This is a genomic window from Mesorhizobium sp. CC13, from assembly GCF_039907765.1.
Taxonomy (GTDB): domain Bacteria; phylum Pseudomonadota; class Alphaproteobacteria; order Rhizobiales; family Rhizobiaceae; genus Aminobacter.
On the sequence record NZ_JARDJI010000001.1, the window covers coordinates 92,750 to 109,475 of the forward strand.

At 65.2% G+C, this 16,726-nt stretch carries 18 protein-coding genes and 1 tRNA gene; 5 read left to right on the forward strand and 14 right to left on the reverse strand.

What is annotated here, in order from left to right; genetic code table 11:
- Positions 1–5: 5 nt before the first annotated feature.
- The 4 genes from hisD to PV773_RS00475 all read right to left on the reverse strand — a co-directional run bounded on the left by hisD (position 6) and on the right by PV773_RS00475 (position 3,541).
- Positions 6–1,298: a histidinol dehydrogenase gene (hisD, locus tag PV773_RS00460; protein WP_347964439.1), complete on the reverse strand. Its 1,293-nt coding sequence runs from the start codon at positions 1,296–1,298 to the stop codon at positions 6–8.
- A gap of 12 nt (positions 1,299–1,310) precedes the next feature.
- On the reverse strand, positions 1,311–1,745 hold the full coding sequence (locus PV773_RS00465; RefSeq protein ID WP_347964440.1) for a DUF2948 family protein: 435 nt from the start codon (positions 1,743–1,745) through the stop codon (positions 1,311–1,313).
- Positions 1,746–1,933: 188 nt separating this feature from the next.
- Positions 1,934–3,223 (reverse strand): UDP-N-acetylglucosamine 1-carboxyvinyltransferase, encoded by a 1,290-nt coding sequence (murA, locus tag PV773_RS00470; protein ID WP_347964441.1) that lies wholly within the window; start codon positions 3,221–3,223, stop codon positions 1,934–1,936.
- Positions 3,224–3,352: 129 nt separating this feature from the next.
- Positions 3,353–3,541, reverse strand: coding sequence for a hypothetical protein (locus PV773_RS00475; protein WP_347964442.1), 189 nt, complete (start codon positions 3,539–3,541; stop codon positions 3,353–3,355).
- Positions 3,542–3,699: 158 nt separating this feature from the next.
- On the opposite strand from PV773_RS00475, the gene PV773_RS00480 reads away from it, so the two are divergent.
- Together PV773_RS00480 and PV773_RS00485 are read left to right on the forward strand one after the other, a co-directional pair.
- Positions 3,700–3,774, forward strand: a tRNA-Thr gene (locus PV773_RS00480).
- 182 nt (positions 3,775–3,956) lie between these two features.
- Positions 3,957–4,490, forward strand: a complete 534-nt coding sequence (locus PV773_RS00485; RefSeq protein WP_347964443.1) for a hypothetical protein — start codon at positions 3,957–3,959, stop codon at positions 4,488–4,490.
- A 9-nt stretch (positions 4,491–4,499) separates the two neighbouring features.
- Here the strand turns inward: PV773_RS00485 and PV773_RS00490 are convergent, their stop codons facing one another.
- The 10 genes from PV773_RS00490 to PV773_RS00535 form a co-directional block, all read right to left on the reverse strand.
- Positions 4,500–5,060, reverse strand: coding sequence for a hypothetical protein (locus tag PV773_RS00490; RefSeq protein ID WP_347964444.1), 561 nt, complete (start codon positions 5,058–5,060; stop codon positions 4,500–4,502).
- Positions 5,057–5,644: a L,D-transpeptidase gene (locus PV773_RS00495; RefSeq protein WP_347964445.1), complete on the reverse strand. Its 588-nt coding sequence runs from the start codon at positions 5,642–5,644 to the stop codon at positions 5,057–5,059. Before PV773_RS00495 ends, PV773_RS00490 begins: the two co-directional genes overlap by 4 nt.
- Positions 5,634–6,797, reverse strand: a complete 1,164-nt coding sequence (locus tag PV773_RS00500; RefSeq protein WP_347964446.1) for a pilus assembly protein — start codon at positions 6,795–6,797, stop codon at positions 5,634–5,636. The genes PV773_RS00495 and PV773_RS00500 overlap by 11 nt, the downstream gene beginning before the upstream one ends.
- Complete coding sequence (locus tag PV773_RS00505) at positions 6,794–7,426, reverse strand: TadE/TadG family type IV pilus assembly protein (RefSeq protein ID WP_347964447.1); 633 nt, start codon at positions 7,424–7,426, stop codon at positions 6,794–6,796. The genes PV773_RS00500 and PV773_RS00505 overlap by 4 nt, the downstream gene beginning before the upstream one ends.
- A gap of 2 nt (positions 7,427–7,428) precedes the next feature.
- Entirely contained in the window at positions 7,429–7,953 is a 525-nt protein-coding gene (locus tag PV773_RS00510; RefSeq protein WP_347964448.1) for a TadE/TadG family type IV pilus assembly protein, read from the reverse strand.
- A gap of 5 nt (positions 7,954–7,958) precedes the next feature.
- Positions 7,959–9,509 (reverse strand): TadE/TadG family type IV pilus assembly protein, encoded by a 1,551-nt coding sequence (locus PV773_RS00515; RefSeq protein ID WP_347964449.1) that lies wholly within the window; start codon positions 9,507–9,509, stop codon positions 7,959–7,961.
- A 75-nt stretch (positions 9,510–9,584) separates the two neighbouring features.
- On the reverse strand, positions 9,585–9,869 hold the full coding sequence (locus tag PV773_RS00520; RefSeq protein WP_347964450.1) for a hypothetical protein: 285 nt from the start codon (positions 9,867–9,869) through the stop codon (positions 9,585–9,587).
- Positions 9,856–11,286 (reverse strand): type II and III secretion system protein family protein, encoded by a 1,431-nt coding sequence (locus PV773_RS00525; RefSeq protein WP_347964451.1) that lies wholly within the window; start codon positions 11,284–11,286, stop codon positions 9,856–9,858. The genes PV773_RS00520 and PV773_RS00525 overlap by 14 nt, the downstream gene beginning before the upstream one ends.
- A gap of 71 nt (positions 11,287–11,357) precedes the next feature.
- On the reverse strand, positions 11,358–12,368 hold the full coding sequence (gene cpaB, locus PV773_RS00530; RefSeq protein WP_347964452.1) for a Flp pilus assembly protein CpaB: 1,011 nt from the start codon (positions 12,366–12,368) through the stop codon (positions 11,358–11,360).
- A 107-nt stretch (positions 12,369–12,475) separates the two neighbouring features.
- Complete coding sequence (locus PV773_RS00535; protein ID WP_347964453.1) at positions 12,476–12,685, reverse strand: Flp family type IVb pilin; 210 nt, start codon at positions 12,683–12,685, stop codon at positions 12,476–12,478.
- Between the two features lie 694 nt (positions 12,686–13,379).
- Here PV773_RS00535 and PV773_RS00540 point away from each other — a divergent pair.
- The 3 genes from PV773_RS00540 to PV773_RS00550 are packed head-to-tail and all read left to right on the forward strand — an operon-like array spanning position 13,380 to position 16,700.
- A complete protein-coding gene (locus tag PV773_RS00540) occupies positions 13,380–14,762 on the forward strand; it encodes a CpaF family protein (RefSeq protein WP_347964454.1) in 1,383 nt (460 codons plus the stop codon).
- A complete protein-coding gene (locus tag PV773_RS00545; RefSeq protein WP_347964455.1) occupies positions 14,762–15,733 on the forward strand; it encodes a type II secretion system F family protein in 972 nt (323 codons plus the stop codon). The genes PV773_RS00540 and PV773_RS00545 overlap by 1 nt, the downstream gene beginning before the upstream one ends.
- Positions 15,734–15,743: 10 nt before the next feature.
- Complete coding sequence (locus PV773_RS00550) at positions 15,744–16,700, forward strand: type II secretion system F family protein (protein ID WP_347964456.1); 957 nt, start codon at positions 15,744–15,746, stop codon at positions 16,698–16,700.
- Positions 16,701–16,726 lie beyond the last annotated feature (26 nt).

A 16,726-nucleotide genomic window follows, 5' to 3' on the forward strand; every position in this document is an offset into this window, starting at 1 on the left:
GCCGCCTACATGTTCAATCTGATGGCGACGGAACGCGCATGCGCATCGAGCCCTTCGGCCCTGGCAAGCGCGATCGCCGCCGGTGCCAGCGCCCTCAGCTGGTCGGGACCGAGCTTGAGGATGGAGCTGCGCTTGACGAACTCAAGCACCGACAGCCCCGACGAAAAGCGCGCCGAGCGCGCCGTCGGCAGCACGTGGTTGGAGCCGCCGACATAGTCGCCGATGACCTCGGGCGTATGCCGGCCGACGAAGATCGCGCCGGCGTTGCGGATGCGGGGCAGGAGCGCCTCGGGATCGGCGACGGCGAGTTCGAGATGTTCGGCCGCGATGCGGTCGACGAGCGGGATGGCGGCGTCGAAGTTCTCGACCAGGATGACGGCGCCGAAATCGCGCCAGCTGGCGGCGGCTGTCTCGCCGCGCGGCAGCTGCTTGATCTGGCGCGCGACGGCCGCTTCCACCGCCTTGCCGAATTCGGCGTCGTCGGTGATCAGGATCGACTGGGCCGAGACGTCGTGTTCGGCCTGGGCGAGCAGGTCGGCGGCGATCCAGTCGGGGTCGTTGTCGCTGTCGGCGACGACGAGCACCTCAGACGGGCCGGCGATCATGTCGATGCCGACGGTGCCGAACACCTGCCGCTTGGCGGCGGCCACATAGGCGTTGCCGGGGCCGACGATCTTGGCGACCGGGCGGATCGTCTCGGTGCCGTAGGCGAGTGCTGCGATAGCCTGGGCGCCGCCGACGCGGTAGATCTCGGACACACCGGCGAGGTCGGCCGCGACCAGCACCAGCGGGTTGATCGTGCCGCCCGAGGCGGGCACGACGATGACGATGCGCTCGACGCCGGCGACCTTGGCGGGCACCGCATTCATCAGCACCGAACTCGGGTAGCTCGCCGTGCCGCCGGGCACGTAGAGCCCGACCGCCTCGATCGCCGTCCAGCGCGAGCCGAGCTCGACGCCGACGGCATCGGTGTAGCGGTCGTCGCTCGGCATCTGCCGCTCGTGGTGGGAACGGATGCGGTCGCGGGCGAAGCGGAGCGCTTCCACCGTCTCGGGATCGGCGTCCTGGTAGGCCTGCTCGATGTCGGCTCGGGATACGGCGATGCCGAGCGTGGCGAGGTCGGCGCGGTCGAATTTCTTCGAGTAGTCGATGAGCGCCGCGTCGCCCCGGCTGCGCACGTCGTCGATGATGGCGCGCACCGTCGCCTCGACGTCGGGCGATACCTCGCGCTTGGTGGTCAGGAACTGCGCGAACCGCTTCTCGAAGTCTGCGTCTGAGTGGCGAAGCGTGATGGCCATGGTCGCAAATGCTCAGGTATTGTGATTGGGGCGGGAGGAGGCCTGCCAGGCAGCGCCGGTGTCGGTCAGCCGCGCCTCGATGCATTCCACCGCGAGCCGGATCGCAGCCCCGCCCGCGAAGGTGAGCTCGATGGTGCCTACCGGCTCTTCGGCCGGCGCAAAGCGGATGGCGAGCAGTTCCAGCACCTCGTCCTTCTTGTCGCGCGACATGCCGTGCAGCTTGGCCGAGAGCACCCTGTCGAAATGCAGGATCGAACGGCGCCGTTCATATCTGGGGCGCAGCAGGCCCGTCCTGGTCTCCCAGGCGAAGCGGTTCATCTCCAAAGCGAAACGCTTGGCCGAGGCTCGGTATTCGAGGTCGCCGACCTTGACCACGGCGTCCTGCACATGCGCCGAGACGATCTCCAGATCCTGTTCGTCGAGGGCGACTAGCTTGAGCTGGGTCATCTTGGGTCGGCTGCCTGCGCGGGAAACTCTATATGCTTCCCGTCTTGTTAGGCGGTCTTGACGCAGCGCGCAACCGGGCCGGAGGGGAGTAGGGCAGTAAGGGAGTAGGGGAGTAGGGGAGCAAGGCAACAGGGGACTGGGCAGCGTTTTCACGGATATTGCCCTACTGCCCTATTGCCCTATCCTGCTCAGCCGCTGATGCGCTCGATGATCGCGCCGCAGCGCGACAGTTTCTCTTCCAGCCGCTCGAAGCCGCGGTCGAGATGATAGACGCGGTTGACCATCGTCTCGCCCTCGGCGGCGAGGCCGGCGATGACCAGCGATACCGAGGCACGCAGGTCGGTCGCCATCACGGGCGCGCCCTTGAGCTTGGAAACGCCCTCGACGATCGCCGTCTGGCCGGACAGCGTGATGTGGGCACCCAGGCGCGCAAGCTCCTGCACGTGCATGAAGCGGTTCTCGAAGATCGTCTCGGTGATCTTGGCCTTGCCCTTCGCCATCGTCATCAGACCCATGAACTGTGCCTGCAGGTCTGTCGGGAAGCCCGGAAAGGGCGCGGTGACGACGTCGACCGGCGAGATGCCGGAGCCGTTGCGCATGACGCGGATGCCGGAGTTGGTCTCGGTGATTTCGGCGCCGGTGCGGGCGATCACGTCGAGCGCGCCCTGCAGCAGGTCGGCGCGCGCGCCTTCCAGGATCACGTCGCCGCCGGTCATGGCCACCGCCATCGCATAGGTGCCGGTCTCGATGCGGTCGGGGATGACGCGATGGCGCGCGCCCGACAGAGAATCGACGCCTTCGATGGTGATCGTCGAGGTGCCGGCGCCGCTGATCTTCGCGCCCATGGCGTTGAGGCACTCGGCGAGGTTGACCACCTCGGGCTCGCGGGCGGCGTTTTCGAGCACCGTCTCGCCGCGGGCAAGCGTCGCTGCCATCATCAGCACATGGGTGGCGCCGACGGAGATCTTGGGGAAGACGTAGCGGTTGCCGGTGAGCCGGTTCTTGGCCTTGGCGACGACATAGCCGTTGTCGACGTCGATGTCGGCGCCGAGCGCCTGCAGGCCTTCGATGAACAGGTCGACCGGGCGCGTGCCGATGGCGCAGCCGCCCGGCAGCGACACCTTGGCCTCGCCCATGCGGGCGAGCAGCGGGCCGATGACCCAGAAGCTGGCGCGCATCTTGGAGACGAGTTCGTAGGGCGCGGTGGTATCGACGATGTTGCGCGCGGTGAAGCTGATGGTGCGCGAATAGCCTTCGCTCTGGCGCTCGCGGCGGCCGTTGACGGCATAGTCGACGCCGTGGTTGCCGAGGATGCGGATCAGCTGCTCGACGTCGGCCAGGTGCGGTACGTTGTCGAGGGTCAGCGTATCGTCGGTGAGCAGCGAGGCGATCATCAGGGGAAGGGCTGCGTTCTTCGCGCCCGAGATCGGGATGGTTCCGGTCAGCTCGTTGCCGCCGACAATTCTGATGCGATCCATAAACCGTCGTTTCTCCGGGGATTGCCCGGTGCTGGCGAGAAATTTTCTTGCCGCCGTCTAGACCATCGCGCCACCCGGTTCAAGAATCAGGGCTTCGCCGTCCTCTGCGCCAAGCGCCTGCCGTCGCCGTCAGGCCTTCTCGGGTTTCTCCTTGTCGTCACCGGCGGCCGCCAGGCCCTCCGGTCTCGTATCGGCTTCGCCGGTGCGCCGCGAGCGTGCCTGCGCCTTGCGCTTCATCAGGTTGGCACGCAGCTCCGCCGCAAGCCGCGCCTTGCGCTGGTCGGCCCCGCTCTGAGGCGTTTTCTTCGTCGACGACATGTGGTGGTCCCCGCTTGTCGTTCGTTCATATCGGCTTGGCAACGGAAATGGCCAGTATTGTGGCGTAAGAGGGCCTGTGGAAAATGATAGCCGATTTGATGCAACTCATAACTTGCGCTCCCGGGAATCATGTGGCACAAGCCGCCGCGTCCACGGATGCTGCCGTAGCTCAGTGGTAGAGCACTCCCTTGGTAAGGGAGAGGTCGAGAGTTCAATCCTCTCTGGCAGCACCATTTTCTCCTTCCGATATGCCACTCGCGACAGCGCGCCTTCCCAAGGGCCTGCAACCTGACCTGCGGTAGGCAGCATCGCGCTTTGCCGGCGCCGGGCCGGCCAGTCTCATGGCTCGTAACCACATTAAGCTTGGCGCAACCATGGAGCGGTAGCATCGCATCGTCCCGAACGGGAGGAGACGATGCGCATCAGGACGGTTCCCGTCATTGCCTTTCCGCTTCTGGTCCTTTTGCTGCTGGCGGGCGAAAGGGCGGCAACCGTGCTGCTCGGCCAGTTCCCCGCCGATCCCGGCATGTGGCGCGCCTGGCTGGCGCTGCGGGCCCTGTTCGGCAATTTCTGGTTCCAGGTCGATTCGTTGCTGGGCACATCGATCGGCATGCAGTTCGTGGCGCTTGCCGCAGTGGCTGCGCTCTGCACCTGGCTTGCGCGGGCGCTGCGTGCCGGCGCGTTCCTGGTCAACCATACGGCGCTGTTGTTCGTGGCCGCGGCCTTCGCCACCAGCTATCATGCCCGGACGGCCAGCGTGCTTGCCTACGTGCCGGGGCTGGAGACCTTCATGCTTCCCGCCGGCTTCTCGCTCGACTGGCTGACCGGCTCGGTGCTGGCGCTGGGCCTGCTGGCCTGCGGCTATTGCCACTACCTGTTCCTCGGCGAAGCGCGGCGGCGGGCGCGCGAAAGGACGTTGCGGCTCGTCGCCCTCGAACGCGACCTCTGAAGATCGGCGCTACTTGACCTTGCGATAGTAGACCTTGCCTTCCGCGGTCTCGAGCCGCTGATAGGCGGCACTCGGAGACGGCATCGACGCCCGCCGTGGCGGGCGCGGTGCTGCGACTGGGTCCGTCGCCGCTTCCAGTTCCGGCGGCGTCTCCTCGAGCGGCGCGACCTGCGGCGCCATCTCGGTTGGCACGGGCTCGGGCGACGGCGCCATGGCGGTTGCGTTGCCGGGGGTCCGCTCGAGCTTGCCGACGCGGTCGATCAGATCGTTGAAGTGGCCCTGCAGATCGCCATCGAGGTCCTCGAAACGGCTTTGAACGCCGGTGTTGAGCTGGTCGATCTTGGCGATGATGCGGGCCTCGAAGTCGGCAAGCCGCTCCAGCTGCTGCTCGGCGGCGCGCAACTCGCCCATGCTGCGGAAGAAATACACTGTCGCCGCAAGGTTGAGCAGCGTCATGACCACCGCCACCACGCCGGCAAAGACGATGAAGCGCGACGTGCTCGTCTCGCTATCCAGCATGGCATCGGCAGCGCCGATGGAGGGCACTTCGGGATCGATGATGGTGGTCATTCGACAATCACCTTTGCGCCGACGGGAACGCGCCTGAAGAGGTCGACCACGTCGGTGTTGGTCAATCGGAAGCACCCGGAGGTGCCGTCGAAACCGACGCCCTTCGGGTCGTTGGTGCCGTGGATGCGATAGAGCGTGTCCTTGCCCTGGCGGTAGAGGTAGAGGGCCCGCGCGCCGAGCGGATTGTAGGGACCGGCGGGGACGAATTCCGGCAGGCCCGCCTGGCGGCCGCGCATCTGGGCGGGAGGGCGCCACTCGGGCCATTCCTTCTTGGCGCCGACCTTGACCGTGCCCGTCCAGCCGAAACCGTCGCGGCCGACGCTGATCCGGTAGCGCAGCGCCTTGCTCGGGGCGGTGACCAGGTACAGCGCCTTCTCGTTCTTGCGGATGACGATCGTGCCTATGCTTTCGCCGCTGCGGAAGTCGACCGCGCTGCGCAGGCTGGGGCCCATTGCCGGCACGGGCGGGCGCCCGTCGCCGCTTGCGGCCTGCGCCGCAGCGGCGGAGGCCAGGCCTGCGAGAAGCACAAGACCCGCGATGCGCGTTCGGCGCAGCAGCGGCGCGCCGGGTCGCCTAGCCCGCATTGCCATCCAGCCGATCACGGAACATCGCCTTGACCTCCTTGTTGAATCGCGCCCGCGCGTCCACCTCGGAAGGCAGAATGGCACGATTGAGCGAGTCGGTCAGCAGGGCTTGGTCGAGGCTGATCGATTTGATGTTGGGAGCCTTGAACACCTTTTCCAGCTCCTTGCGCGAGAAGTGGTTGCCGAACCACTTGCGCTTCTGCTTGTTGGCGACCAGCGTCACGCTCGCCCCGTTGCCGCGCAATTCGCGGATCTTGCCGTAAAGCCGCTTGGCCTGGCGCAACGACGCCAGATTGAGCTCGAAGACGATGAACACTTCGTCGCTGTTGGACAGCACCGAATTCTGCCATGGCGTCTCGAGATTGGGCAGGTCGATGACGATGTCGTCGAAACGGTAGGCGACGAGGTCGAGCAGCTTGAAGACGAATTCGGCGCCATGCGGGTCGAAGGGGATCTCCGGCCTCTCGAACGAATAGATGGTGAGGCCGCGCGGACGGCTGAGCTTGACGACGTCCATGAGCTCGACGTCGAGCCGTTCCGGCTGGGCGATGATGCCGCCGAGGTCGAACTTGCTGAACAGGTTGAGGTAGGCGCCGCAGTTGGCGTTCTGGAAGTCGAGATCGACGAGGCAGGTGGCGGCGGCACGCTCGGCCGACTTGCCGGCGAGATGCTCGGCGCCGGCGATGGCGAGGGTGGTGGCGCCGGCGCCGCCGCTGGCCGCGATGAAGGTGACGATGCGGCTCCTGGCGGCAAGGCTGCCGCTGTCGTGGAAGGTGACGGCGTTGATCAGTTCCTTGCCGTCGAGCGGCTTGCGCAGCCAGTCGGAGGTGTTGAGCCGGACGAGATTGCGCATCAGCTCCGGCTTCAATTCTCCCGAGACCGCGATCACCGGCACCGACGGCCAGGAGGCCCGCGCCTCGACCAGCCCGGCACTGGCCAACATGTCGCCGTCGCCGACGTCGAGGATGATGATGCTGGGGCGCGAGCCGGGCACGGCCCCCTTGAGGAAGGCCTCGGGTTCGGCCACATGCACTTCGTAGATGGCGAGCGCGTCCAGCCTCGCGGCGATTTCGCGCTTGAAGTTGGGATCGGCCGAGAAGAGCGCGATCTGCTTGCGGCGGGTGGGAAGGACCTTCTGATCGATGGCGTTCATGGCGCTGTGCTCTTCATATCTTCGCCGGTTACCGTGCTCAGCATCGAGGGCATGGCGATGTTGCCGAAGCCCAGGAGGCCGCTGAGGAAGAAGAACTGGAAATTGACGTTGCGGAGTCTGACGGTGATGGTCGGCACCGGGCCTCCCTGCCGCGTCTGGTAGCCGAGACCGGTGGCGGAATAGGTCACGACCACGTTGGCGCGGGTGAGGAAGGGGAAGAAGTGGCACATGCCCGGCCTCTGCGAGCCGGTGCGGATAGGGCAGTCGTCGCTATCGCTGAAGCTCGTATCGCCGCGGAAGATGCGGCTGAAACTGGTAGCGCTGAACCCGCCGCTGCTGCACGAGCCGACGCCGGCCGTGTAACTGCAGACGAAGGGCGCATAGGCGCCGGCGACCACGGGTGCGCCGGGCGTCGTGGTCGGGGCGGCGGCGGCCAGGCCGGTCGCCACCGGGTCGGAGATCGAGGCGAGGCGCGCGCCATACTGCACCGCCTTGTCGGCCGCGTTCCACTGGTAGAAGGCGTTGCCGAAGTCGACGAAGCCGAGCGTCAGCAGAAAGAGCAGCGTCATGGCGATGGCCGCCTCGACCATGGCCGCACCCTTTTCTGACGTGGCGAAGCACTTCAGCATGGTCAGAACCGGATCAACCGCTCCTCATGTGCGCTGTGCAGCGTGATCGGCCCCAGGCCGAGGAGCGCAAGCATGCCGAGATCGGCATAGACCTTGTCGCTGGATGCCCGGACGATGCAGACCTGGGTCGTGACGGAACGATACTGGGTGACGCCGGCGACGACCGCGTCGTGGCAGCTGCCGGCATTGGCGATCTGCACCGTGACGTCGGCCTTGGCCCAGCCGGTGACCCGGGCCGGGCCGGTGCCGGCCGCGTTGCCGAAGACGGCGATGTTGGTGGCGATGTCGGCGCAGTCGATGGTGAGACTGGCCTGGGCATAGAGCTGGCTGTTGCAGCGCGCGGCGAAGCGGGCGGCATCGTTGAGACCGGCCTGCATCAGGAGCTTCTGGTGGATCATGTTGCCGAACTCGAACACGCCGGCCCCCAGCGTCACCATCAGCGGTGCGATCAGCGCCATCTCGACGAGCGTGGTGCCGCGCTCGTCGCGGCGGAAACGGTCCCTCAGGGCTTTGAGCGCGTCGAACATCGCCGTCACCGATAGAGCTGGACTTCGTCGCGCAGGAAATTGTCGAGCGTGCCCTGGCCGCCGCGGCCGGTGATGTCGACGAGTTCCACACGGATAATCTGATCCGGTCCGCTCTCGACGGTCTCCGTGATGAAGAAACTGCCGAAGGCCTCGACCGGCAGCGGCGGTGACGAATTGCCGCCGCTCATCAAGCCGGCGGCGGCCAGCGCCTGGCAGTTGAGGATCGCTCCATACAGGATCCGCCTGTCGGGGTCGGCGACGCTGTTTGGCGAGCAGGCTGGGGCACCTATCTCACCGCCATTCGAAGGATGGCTCACGATCCCTTGCGAGAGTTCGTATCTGTAAAGTTCGTAGCGGGTCGGCTCGTTTGTATTGCTCGCAAGGTTTACACCATCGGCGCCCTTGGGCTTCGACACCGTGACCGGATTTACCGTCGTGGCGAAGTTGGCGTTCCAGTATCCGTCGAAGTCCCAGTCGCCATTGCCGACACGACCGTTGGCGATCGTGCAAGTCCCGGTCGCAAAGCAGCTGTCACGGGGCAGCGACTGGTAGTTTGTCGGCTGTGCCGGGCTGACGGGTGCCGCGTTGCAGGCATTGGCCGCAGGTTGGTAGCCTTTCCTGACGTTCTTGGCAGGAGCGAAATTCACATCATTCTTATTGCCATTCATCGGGCCATCGTAAACGTCGAAGCGAACGTTCAGCGCGTCACGCACGGTTGCAATGAAGCCGGGCCGCAGCAGCACGCCCCGTTCATTGTAGCAGGCAGCGGACTTCACCTTTGCGATCATGTCGCGGATCGCGTTGGCGCCGCCGGAGCCGTCGGGAGGCTGCAGGAAGCCATAGTTGCCCGGAGAATTCTGGGCGGAAGCTCCACCCTGCTGGCGCAACTCGATCAGGCGGCGTCGCTTCGCGGGGTCGGCAACTACATCGTAGAGTGTTTCCGAGGCGCTATTCTCATAGGGATTGCAGATGTAGACGGGTGTGAAGTCGCAGACACCCGAGGTGAAGCCTGCGACCGCGCGGGCGCCGACGTTGAAGCCGTCGTCGGCGGTGTCGCCGGTCAGGAACGATGCCGGGAAGATGGTGCTGAAGGCGGTCGGGGTGACCGTGACCTGGATAAACCGGGTCTGGCCTTCTCCAATTGTCGGATTTGAATCCGCGCGGTCAGTCAAGGCCACCTGGTCACTATCGTTCGTCGGCAGGCTCTTGAGGAAGCACCACGAGATGCTGCCGGCGCTGTTGCAGTTGAGCGTGCCGCCCGGCTGGCCGGCCGTCAGCGTGGTCACGCCCGCGGTCGAGAAATAGCTCTGGTTCTGGACGAGTGTCGCCATGGCGCGCTCGGCGCGGGCCCAGGCACCGGCGGTTCCGTCAAGCTCGGCCCCGGCGGCGAGGGCAAAGGAATCGGCTGCCTTCTGCAGGTCGTTGTGCAGGGTGCTGGCGCGGCTCATGTCGATGACGAGCAGCGAAAAGCCGATGATGACCGGCAGCATGATGCTGACGAGGATGAGGGCGATGCCGTCCTGGTCCTGCCAGAATGCGCGAAGTGTCCGCAACATGGCGAAAACTCTCAGCCTGTTCGTTGTGCCGGCCGCCTCGCACGCCCGGCACCACTTGGCGCCGCATCCTTCTCCTTAACTGCCTGAGCCGGCCCCCACATTGATGGTGACGTTCTGCGACGCCGTGGGTGGCGGCGGAATGAGATATCGCTTCATGACCGTGTCGGTGCGCGCACCGCTGGTCGGAATGCGGTTGTTGCGCGCGGCCGGATTGAAGGGGTCGGCGGTCTGCAGAAGCATGTTGTGCTTCTGCGTGTCGCCGGCCGCCAGCGTCACCGTGTCGTAGCGGTTGAGATAGTCGGCGCAGCCCGAGAGCAGCCCGGCGATGGCAATCAGGGACAGGGTGCTATTTCTTGACATAGATCATCTTGTCCTTGGATTTGACGTCGAGCATGTGGCCGTAGGGGCCGGTCACGCCGCTGCCGAGCTCGTAGGCGCGCACCATGTCCTTCGACACTTCGAGCTGGCCCATGAGGAAGAATTCCGGATCGTTGGTCGGCTTCGTCTTGTCGAGCGGCGTCGCCAGCTGCTGGCCGGGCTTCACAGGGCGCACCAGCCGCGGCGTCACGATGATGACCAGGTCGGTCTCGTTCTTGATGTAGCTCGACGAGCGGAACAGCGCGCCGATGATCGGCACCTGGCCGATCCACGGCACCTGGCTCTGGACCTTGCGGTTGCTCGACTGCAGCAAGCCGGCGATGGCGAAGCTCTGGCCGTCGCGCAGTTCGACCACCGTCGTGGCCTTGCGCGTGCTGAAGGCGGGAATGTCGAGGTCGTTGACACGGATCGAGACTGTCGGGTCGACCTCGCTGACCTCCGGGGCAAGCCTGAGGTTGATCTTGCTGTCCTCGAGCACGATGGGGGTGAAGCGCAGCTTGACGCCGAATTCCTTGAACTCGACCGTGACCTTGTTCTCTTCCTGCTGCACCGGGATCGGCACTTCGCCGCCGGCAAGGAAGCTCGCCTCCTCGCCCGATAGGGCAGTCAGGTTCGGCTCGGCGAGACGCCGCGCCAGGCGCTTGTCCTCCAGCGCGCGGATCATGACGTCGACGTTGACGCCGGCATCGATGACGCGCGCGATCAGCGAGGCAAAGGGGGCATTGCCGGTGGCGAACAGGGCCGCAGCGGATGCCGGCCCCGAGGCAAAGCCGTTGCCGGTATCCGACCCATCGCTCTTCGCCCGCATCGAAACGCCCAGCTCCCGCCCGGCGTTGCGCGACACTTCCAGCACCCGGACTTCCAGATTGACCTGCTGGCTGTCGTCGACCTGGATGGCGTTGATGATCGGCTCAGGGCTGTATTGCTGGGCGACCTGCAGGATCTCGGCGAGCTGGGCGCCGTCCTTGACGCGGCCGCCGAGGCGCACCTTGCCGTTGACCGAGCCGATGGTCACGCGCGAGCGCGGCGCCACCTGGCGGACGGCGGCCGCCATGTCGTCGATGTCGACGCCGACCTCGACCTCGATGACGCCGAGCGAACGGCGGTCTTCCGAAAACAGGTTGATCGAGGTGGTACCTGCGCCCTTGCCGATGACATAAAGCGTGCGGTCGGTCATCGGCTGGGCGTCGGCGATCTTGTTGTCGGCCACGACCATGTCGCCGAGATTCTGGTTCACCTGGATGGTCACCGACTGCGACATCGGCAGGAAGATGCGGTGAACGCGCGGGCTGGAAACGTCTATGTTCCGGTCGGCCGCGCCGGCCGCGGCCGGGATCAGAGAGGGTGGGGCGGCGATCGCCAGTGCCGCCGCAAGTAACGCCGCACAAAATCCTCGCATGTACTCCATCCCCTCTGGCTATGCGTCAGTCGATCAAGCTTACATCATTGCCGCGGCGAAATCTCTTCCCCTCAATTCGTCCGCGGCACATCGTAAGTCACGCGTTCGGTGCCCCTGAACACACCCACTGTCGCATAAGTGGGTGATTCGGGCTGCACGTATTTTACCACTTCCTTAACGACCTCTTTCGCATCTGTGGAGGGCTTTGCCTTGCCGATTTCTTCGAGCCGGCTGCCGACATTCTCTACTGCCTTCTGCAAGCCGTCGAGACGTTCGTCGTTGCGCTTGCGCTCGGCTTCGAGTGCGGCCTGGCGTTCGAGATCCGCCTGGCGGGCGGCGACATCCTGCGGCGTGTCGCCGGTGAGATCCGAAAGGGTGATGCGAGCCGTGTCCTCGCCCTGGTTTGCCGCCACCTGGCGCAACGCCAGCGACAGCTGACCAGCGCCGGCGGCCAGCGTCAGTTTCTGCGCGTCCTTGGTGCTGACCTCGAGCGTCACCGCCTTCACGACGGTCGGGTTCTCCTTGGTCTCGTCGGCAACCTGGTCGACGGCGAGCACCTTGATGCTCTGCAACAGCACGTCGACGAAGCTCTGGTCGGAGCCGTCGGCATTGCGCACGTTGCGGGTCAGCAGCACGTCGACACGGTCGCCCGGGAAGACGAAGCCGGCGACGCCGAGCACGTCGTTGACGCGGATGGAGACGGCCTTCATGCCGTCGGCAAGCACGGCCGACAGCGTCGCGCGCTGGCCTGGGCCGGTGATCTTGCTTGAGAGAATGGGTTCGTTGACGCCGATCGCCTGCAGTGCCTGGCGACTGCCTTCCTTGACGAGCACCTCGTCGGCAGTCTTGAAGGCGCCTGCCGGGATCGACCCTGCCGGCCAGGGGATCTGGCGCATCTTGTCGGCGGTAATCTGGTCGCCGAACTTGAGCGCCACCGTGGCAACGACGATTGTCGATTCCGGAACTTCGCTGGCGCTGGCCATCTGGTTGCGCTGGTTGGCCAGCCACATGTTGGCGAGCACCACGGCAAGTACGCCGAAGATGCCGGCCAGAACAATCATGATGATCGAATTCGCACGCATGTCCGTCCCGCCCGTCAAATTCGATCAGGCGATCCTGCCCGATCGATGCCCTTTCGTCGAGGGAGTCTGGTCCGGACCTCGACGGACCGGACCAGACTTCGTTTTCGTCAGGTGCCGGAGCCGTCGGCGCAGGTACCAGGCGCCGCGTTGAGGTCGGCGCAAAGATCGGTGAACCGGCCGGTGACCCATCCGCCAATGCCGATGATGAAGCCGATCGCGGCAGCCGCGATGATGCCGATCAGGATTGCGTATTCGACCATGGCAGCGCCGTCTTCATCGTCGCGGAACTGCCGGGCCATCGTCATGAGCTTGTTCATGCCAATTTCTCCCCACTGGAGTTTCAACCCGACGAGACGAGCAAAGGATGAAATCCATACCCAAGCATCCCCCGTCACTCACGATGCTAGGGACCGCTGTTTCGGCAAGTCAAACCATTTTAACGGTTCCTTAACCCAGCAATACATGGAAGGCCGCAAAATCGCCTCATTCCGGCAAGCCTAACCTTATGAATTGATGATATTTTAGCGCATCCTTAACCATATAGGGGTATTGTCGGGCTAAGACCTGATCATATTAGGTGTGTTGCATAAACCGTTATATTGCCCTGTTATGCAGAGGTTTTTGCGCATGGTGGCGGGGTTTGTGAGGGGTGCGTGCGCTGTCGTATGCGATACTCATACAAAAGCATGTGAACCTATGACAAGTAAAGGGATCGCCGTGCGACAGTTCTTAACTATAGACCAAGTAAACCAGGGCGTGTCCGGCTGTCGCGCTTGCGCGGGGGTCGGTTAGCAAATAATTTACCACGAGCTTAAGGACGCGGGCGGTGGGGAAATCGCAGGGTTCGGAAGCGAGGCAGGTGCCCGGGTGGCGCTGTCCTTTTCGGGGGACGCAGTTACCGTCGCATTCTCGCAAATGGCCTCCTCTTCGGCCGCCGTCCAAGGCGGAGATTGGCTTGGACCGCGATCCACGCGGGTCGCAGGTGCCGGGCATAAGGAGTGAGGCGTAGTCATGCTCGGACGCTTTACCAGATCGAACGGCACTGCCGTTCCCCAGGTCGCAACACCCGTCCCTGAAGTGGCGGTCCATGTCGTTGCGGCCCCTGAAGATGCGGACGGCGAGGCGGACCGCCTGCTGGCGCTCAAGGTCGAGATCCACAGCCATCTGATCGAGCGGTTCAACCTGGCCGCGCTCGACACCGCCTCGAAGGACGAGATCCTCAACGAGATCCGGCCGATCGTGCGCGAGTTCGTGCGCAACAGGAACCTGCCCTTCAACGCCCGCGAGCTCGACCAGCTGACGAGCGACACGGCCGACGAGATGCTGGGCCTCGGCCCGATCGAGCCGCTGCTCAAGGACGATTCCATCGCCGACATCCTGATCAACACACACAGGCGTGTGTTCATCGAGCGCCGCGGCGTGCTCGAAGAGACGCCGATCCGCTTCCGCGACGAGGCGCATCTGTTGCGGGTCATCAACAAGATCGTCTCGGCGATCGGCCGCCGGGTCGATGAATCCTATCCGATGGTGGACGCTCGCCTGGAGGACGGGTCCCGCGTCAACGTGGCCGTGCGTCCAATCTCGGTCGACGGGCCGCTGGTATCGATCCGCAAATTCTCCAAACATCCCTATTCTCTGGAGCGCCTGATCGAGTTCAACTCTATCCGCCCGCCGATGATCGACATGCTCAAGATTGCTGTGCGGTCGCGCAAGTCGATCCTGGTCTCGGGCGGCACCGGCAGCGGCAAGACCACGCTGCTCAACGCACTGTCGAGCTACATCTCGCATCGCGAGCGGCTGATCACCATCGAGGACGCGGCCGAGCTGCAGCTGCAGCAGCCGCATGTCGGCCGGCTGGAGACGCGGCCACCCAACGTCGAGGGCAAGGGCGAGGTGCGCCAGCGCGAGCTGGTCAAGAACGCGCTGCGCATGCGCCCCGACCGCATCATCGTCGGCGAGGTGCGCGGCGAAGAAGCCTTCGACATGCTGCAGGCGATGAACACCGGCCACGAGGGATCGATGACCACGATCCACGCGAACACGCCGCGCGATGCGCTGTCGCGCCTCGAACAGATGGTCGGCATGGCCGGCATGCCGATGACGGCCGAATCCATCCGCGCCCAGATCGCCTCTGCCATCGACATCATCGTCCAGACCCAGCGCCTGTCCGACGGCGGCAGGCGGGTGATCTCGATCTCGGAACTGACCGGCATGGAAGGCAACGTCATCCAGCTGCAGGAGATCTACCATTTCGTTCGCCGCGACGTGACCGAGGACGGCAAGATCGTCGGCGACTTCCGCGCCACCGGCATCCGGCCGCGTTTCGCCCAGGAGGCGGCGACGCTTGGCCACCACTTCGCCAAGGACGCCTTCAACCCGCAGGTGGCGCTCTGATGCTGACCGGCCAGACGCTCCTCTACGTCATCTACGTGCTCGTGGCCGCGGCCGCCATCCTGGCTGTCGAGACCTTTTACCTCTCCTATGCCGGCAGACGGGCGACCGCCGGCGCGATCAACCGCAGGCTGAAGCGCCTGGCCGAGGAGGGGGCGGCCGAGCAGGCGCTGCAGGGACTGCTGCGCGAGCGTGGCCTGACCGAGAGCGGCGACTTCAGCTACGGCATCGTCTGGCTCAACCGGCTCTATACGCAGTCCGGCATCACCGGCAATCCGCTGGCCTTCGCCGCCGTCTTCATGCTTGCCGGGCTGGCACTGGCGCTGCTGGCCATGCTGCTGATGGCCTTCTCGCCGGCCCTGGGGGCAATCGTCTTCGCCACAGTCGCCTTCGTTCTGCCGCTGGTCGTCCTGCGGCGGGCGCGCAACAAACGCATCCGGAAGTTTGCCAGGCAACTGCCGGACGCGCTCGACATGATCGTGCGCTCGCTGCGCGCCGGCCATCCGACCACCGTCGCCATCGCCCTGGTTGCGCGCGAGATGCCGGACCCGATCGGCACGGAGTTCGGCATCGTCGCCGATGAGATCACCTTTGGGCTCAGCCTCGAGCAGGCGGTCAAGAAGCTCGCCCAGCGCGTCGGCTTCGAGGGGCTCAACCTGTTGTCGGTGTCGCTGTCGATCCAGGCCAAGACCGGCGGCAACCTGACCGAGATCCTGTCCAACCTGGCGCGCGTGCTGCGCGAGCGCCAGAAGCTGCGGCTCAAGATACGTGCGCTCTCGGCCGAGGGCCGGGTGTCGGCCTGGATCATTTCGCTTTTTCCGGTCGCGATGTTTCTGCTGCTGCAATTGATCTCCCCGAGTTACTACGGTGGCGTCTGGACCAGCCCCCTCATCCTGCCGGTCTTCCTGGCCTTTGGCACCTGGTGCCTGCTCGGCGTGTTCATCATGTACCGCATGGTCAATTTCGAGATTTGAGGAGGCTGGCATGGAACTCCTCTCCAGCTTCGGGAATTCGGGTCTTCTGCTCTCGACGGCGGTGTTCGCCGCGGCCGCGTCGCTGTTCCTGTTCGGTGCACTGGTGATCCTGCCCGTCATCCAGACGCGGAAGATGGTCGCCCGCAGCCTGCTTGCCGACGGGATCACCGACCGCCGGTCCCTCGCAGCCCAGGAGCAGGTGGCGCGTGCCGCGGCACAGCGCCCGGTCGACGCCTACTTCCGGGCGCTCGAAAAGGAGCGCGGCAAGCCCGACGCGCTCGAACTGAGACTGTTCCGCGCCGGCTTCCACCAGAAGGGCGCGCCGCTGATCTACATGCTGAGCCGGATCGGGGTGGTCGCGGTTGGCTTCCTCGGCGCCTATCTGCTGCTGTCGCGGGTGCTGCCGCCGCAATTGCCCGGCTTCGTGGCCTTCGCGGGAGCGGCGCTGTTCGGGCTTGCCTGCCTCGTCGTCCCGAGCGTCGCGCTCGACCGCTTCGAGCGCGCCAGGCAGCGCCAGTACCGCATCGGCTTCCCCGACTTCATGGACATGATGATCACCTGCGCCGATGCCGGCATGAGTCTCGAGGCGGCGGTGGAACGGGTGAGCAGCGAACTTGCCGGCACGCACAAGTGGCTCGGCATCCAGCTGTCGATCATGAATCTGCAGCTCAGGGCCGGCAAGCCGCTGCGCGATGCGCTGCGTGATCTCGCCGACCGCATGGGCCTCGACGAGGCGCGGTCGCTGGCCGTGCTGTTTCGCCAGTCCGAGGAGCTCGGGACCAGTCTAACCGAAGCGCTGCGCGTCTACAGCGACGAGATGCGCACGCAGCGAATCCTGCGCGCCGAGGACAAGGCCAATTCGCTGCCGGTGAAAATGATGATCCCCTTGGGGCTCTGTATCTTCCCGGTGGTCTTGATGATTATCATGCTGCCAGTCATTATCCGCATGAGGGGCGTGTTCTTTTGACCGGACGGGCGGACAGGGGCAAGATT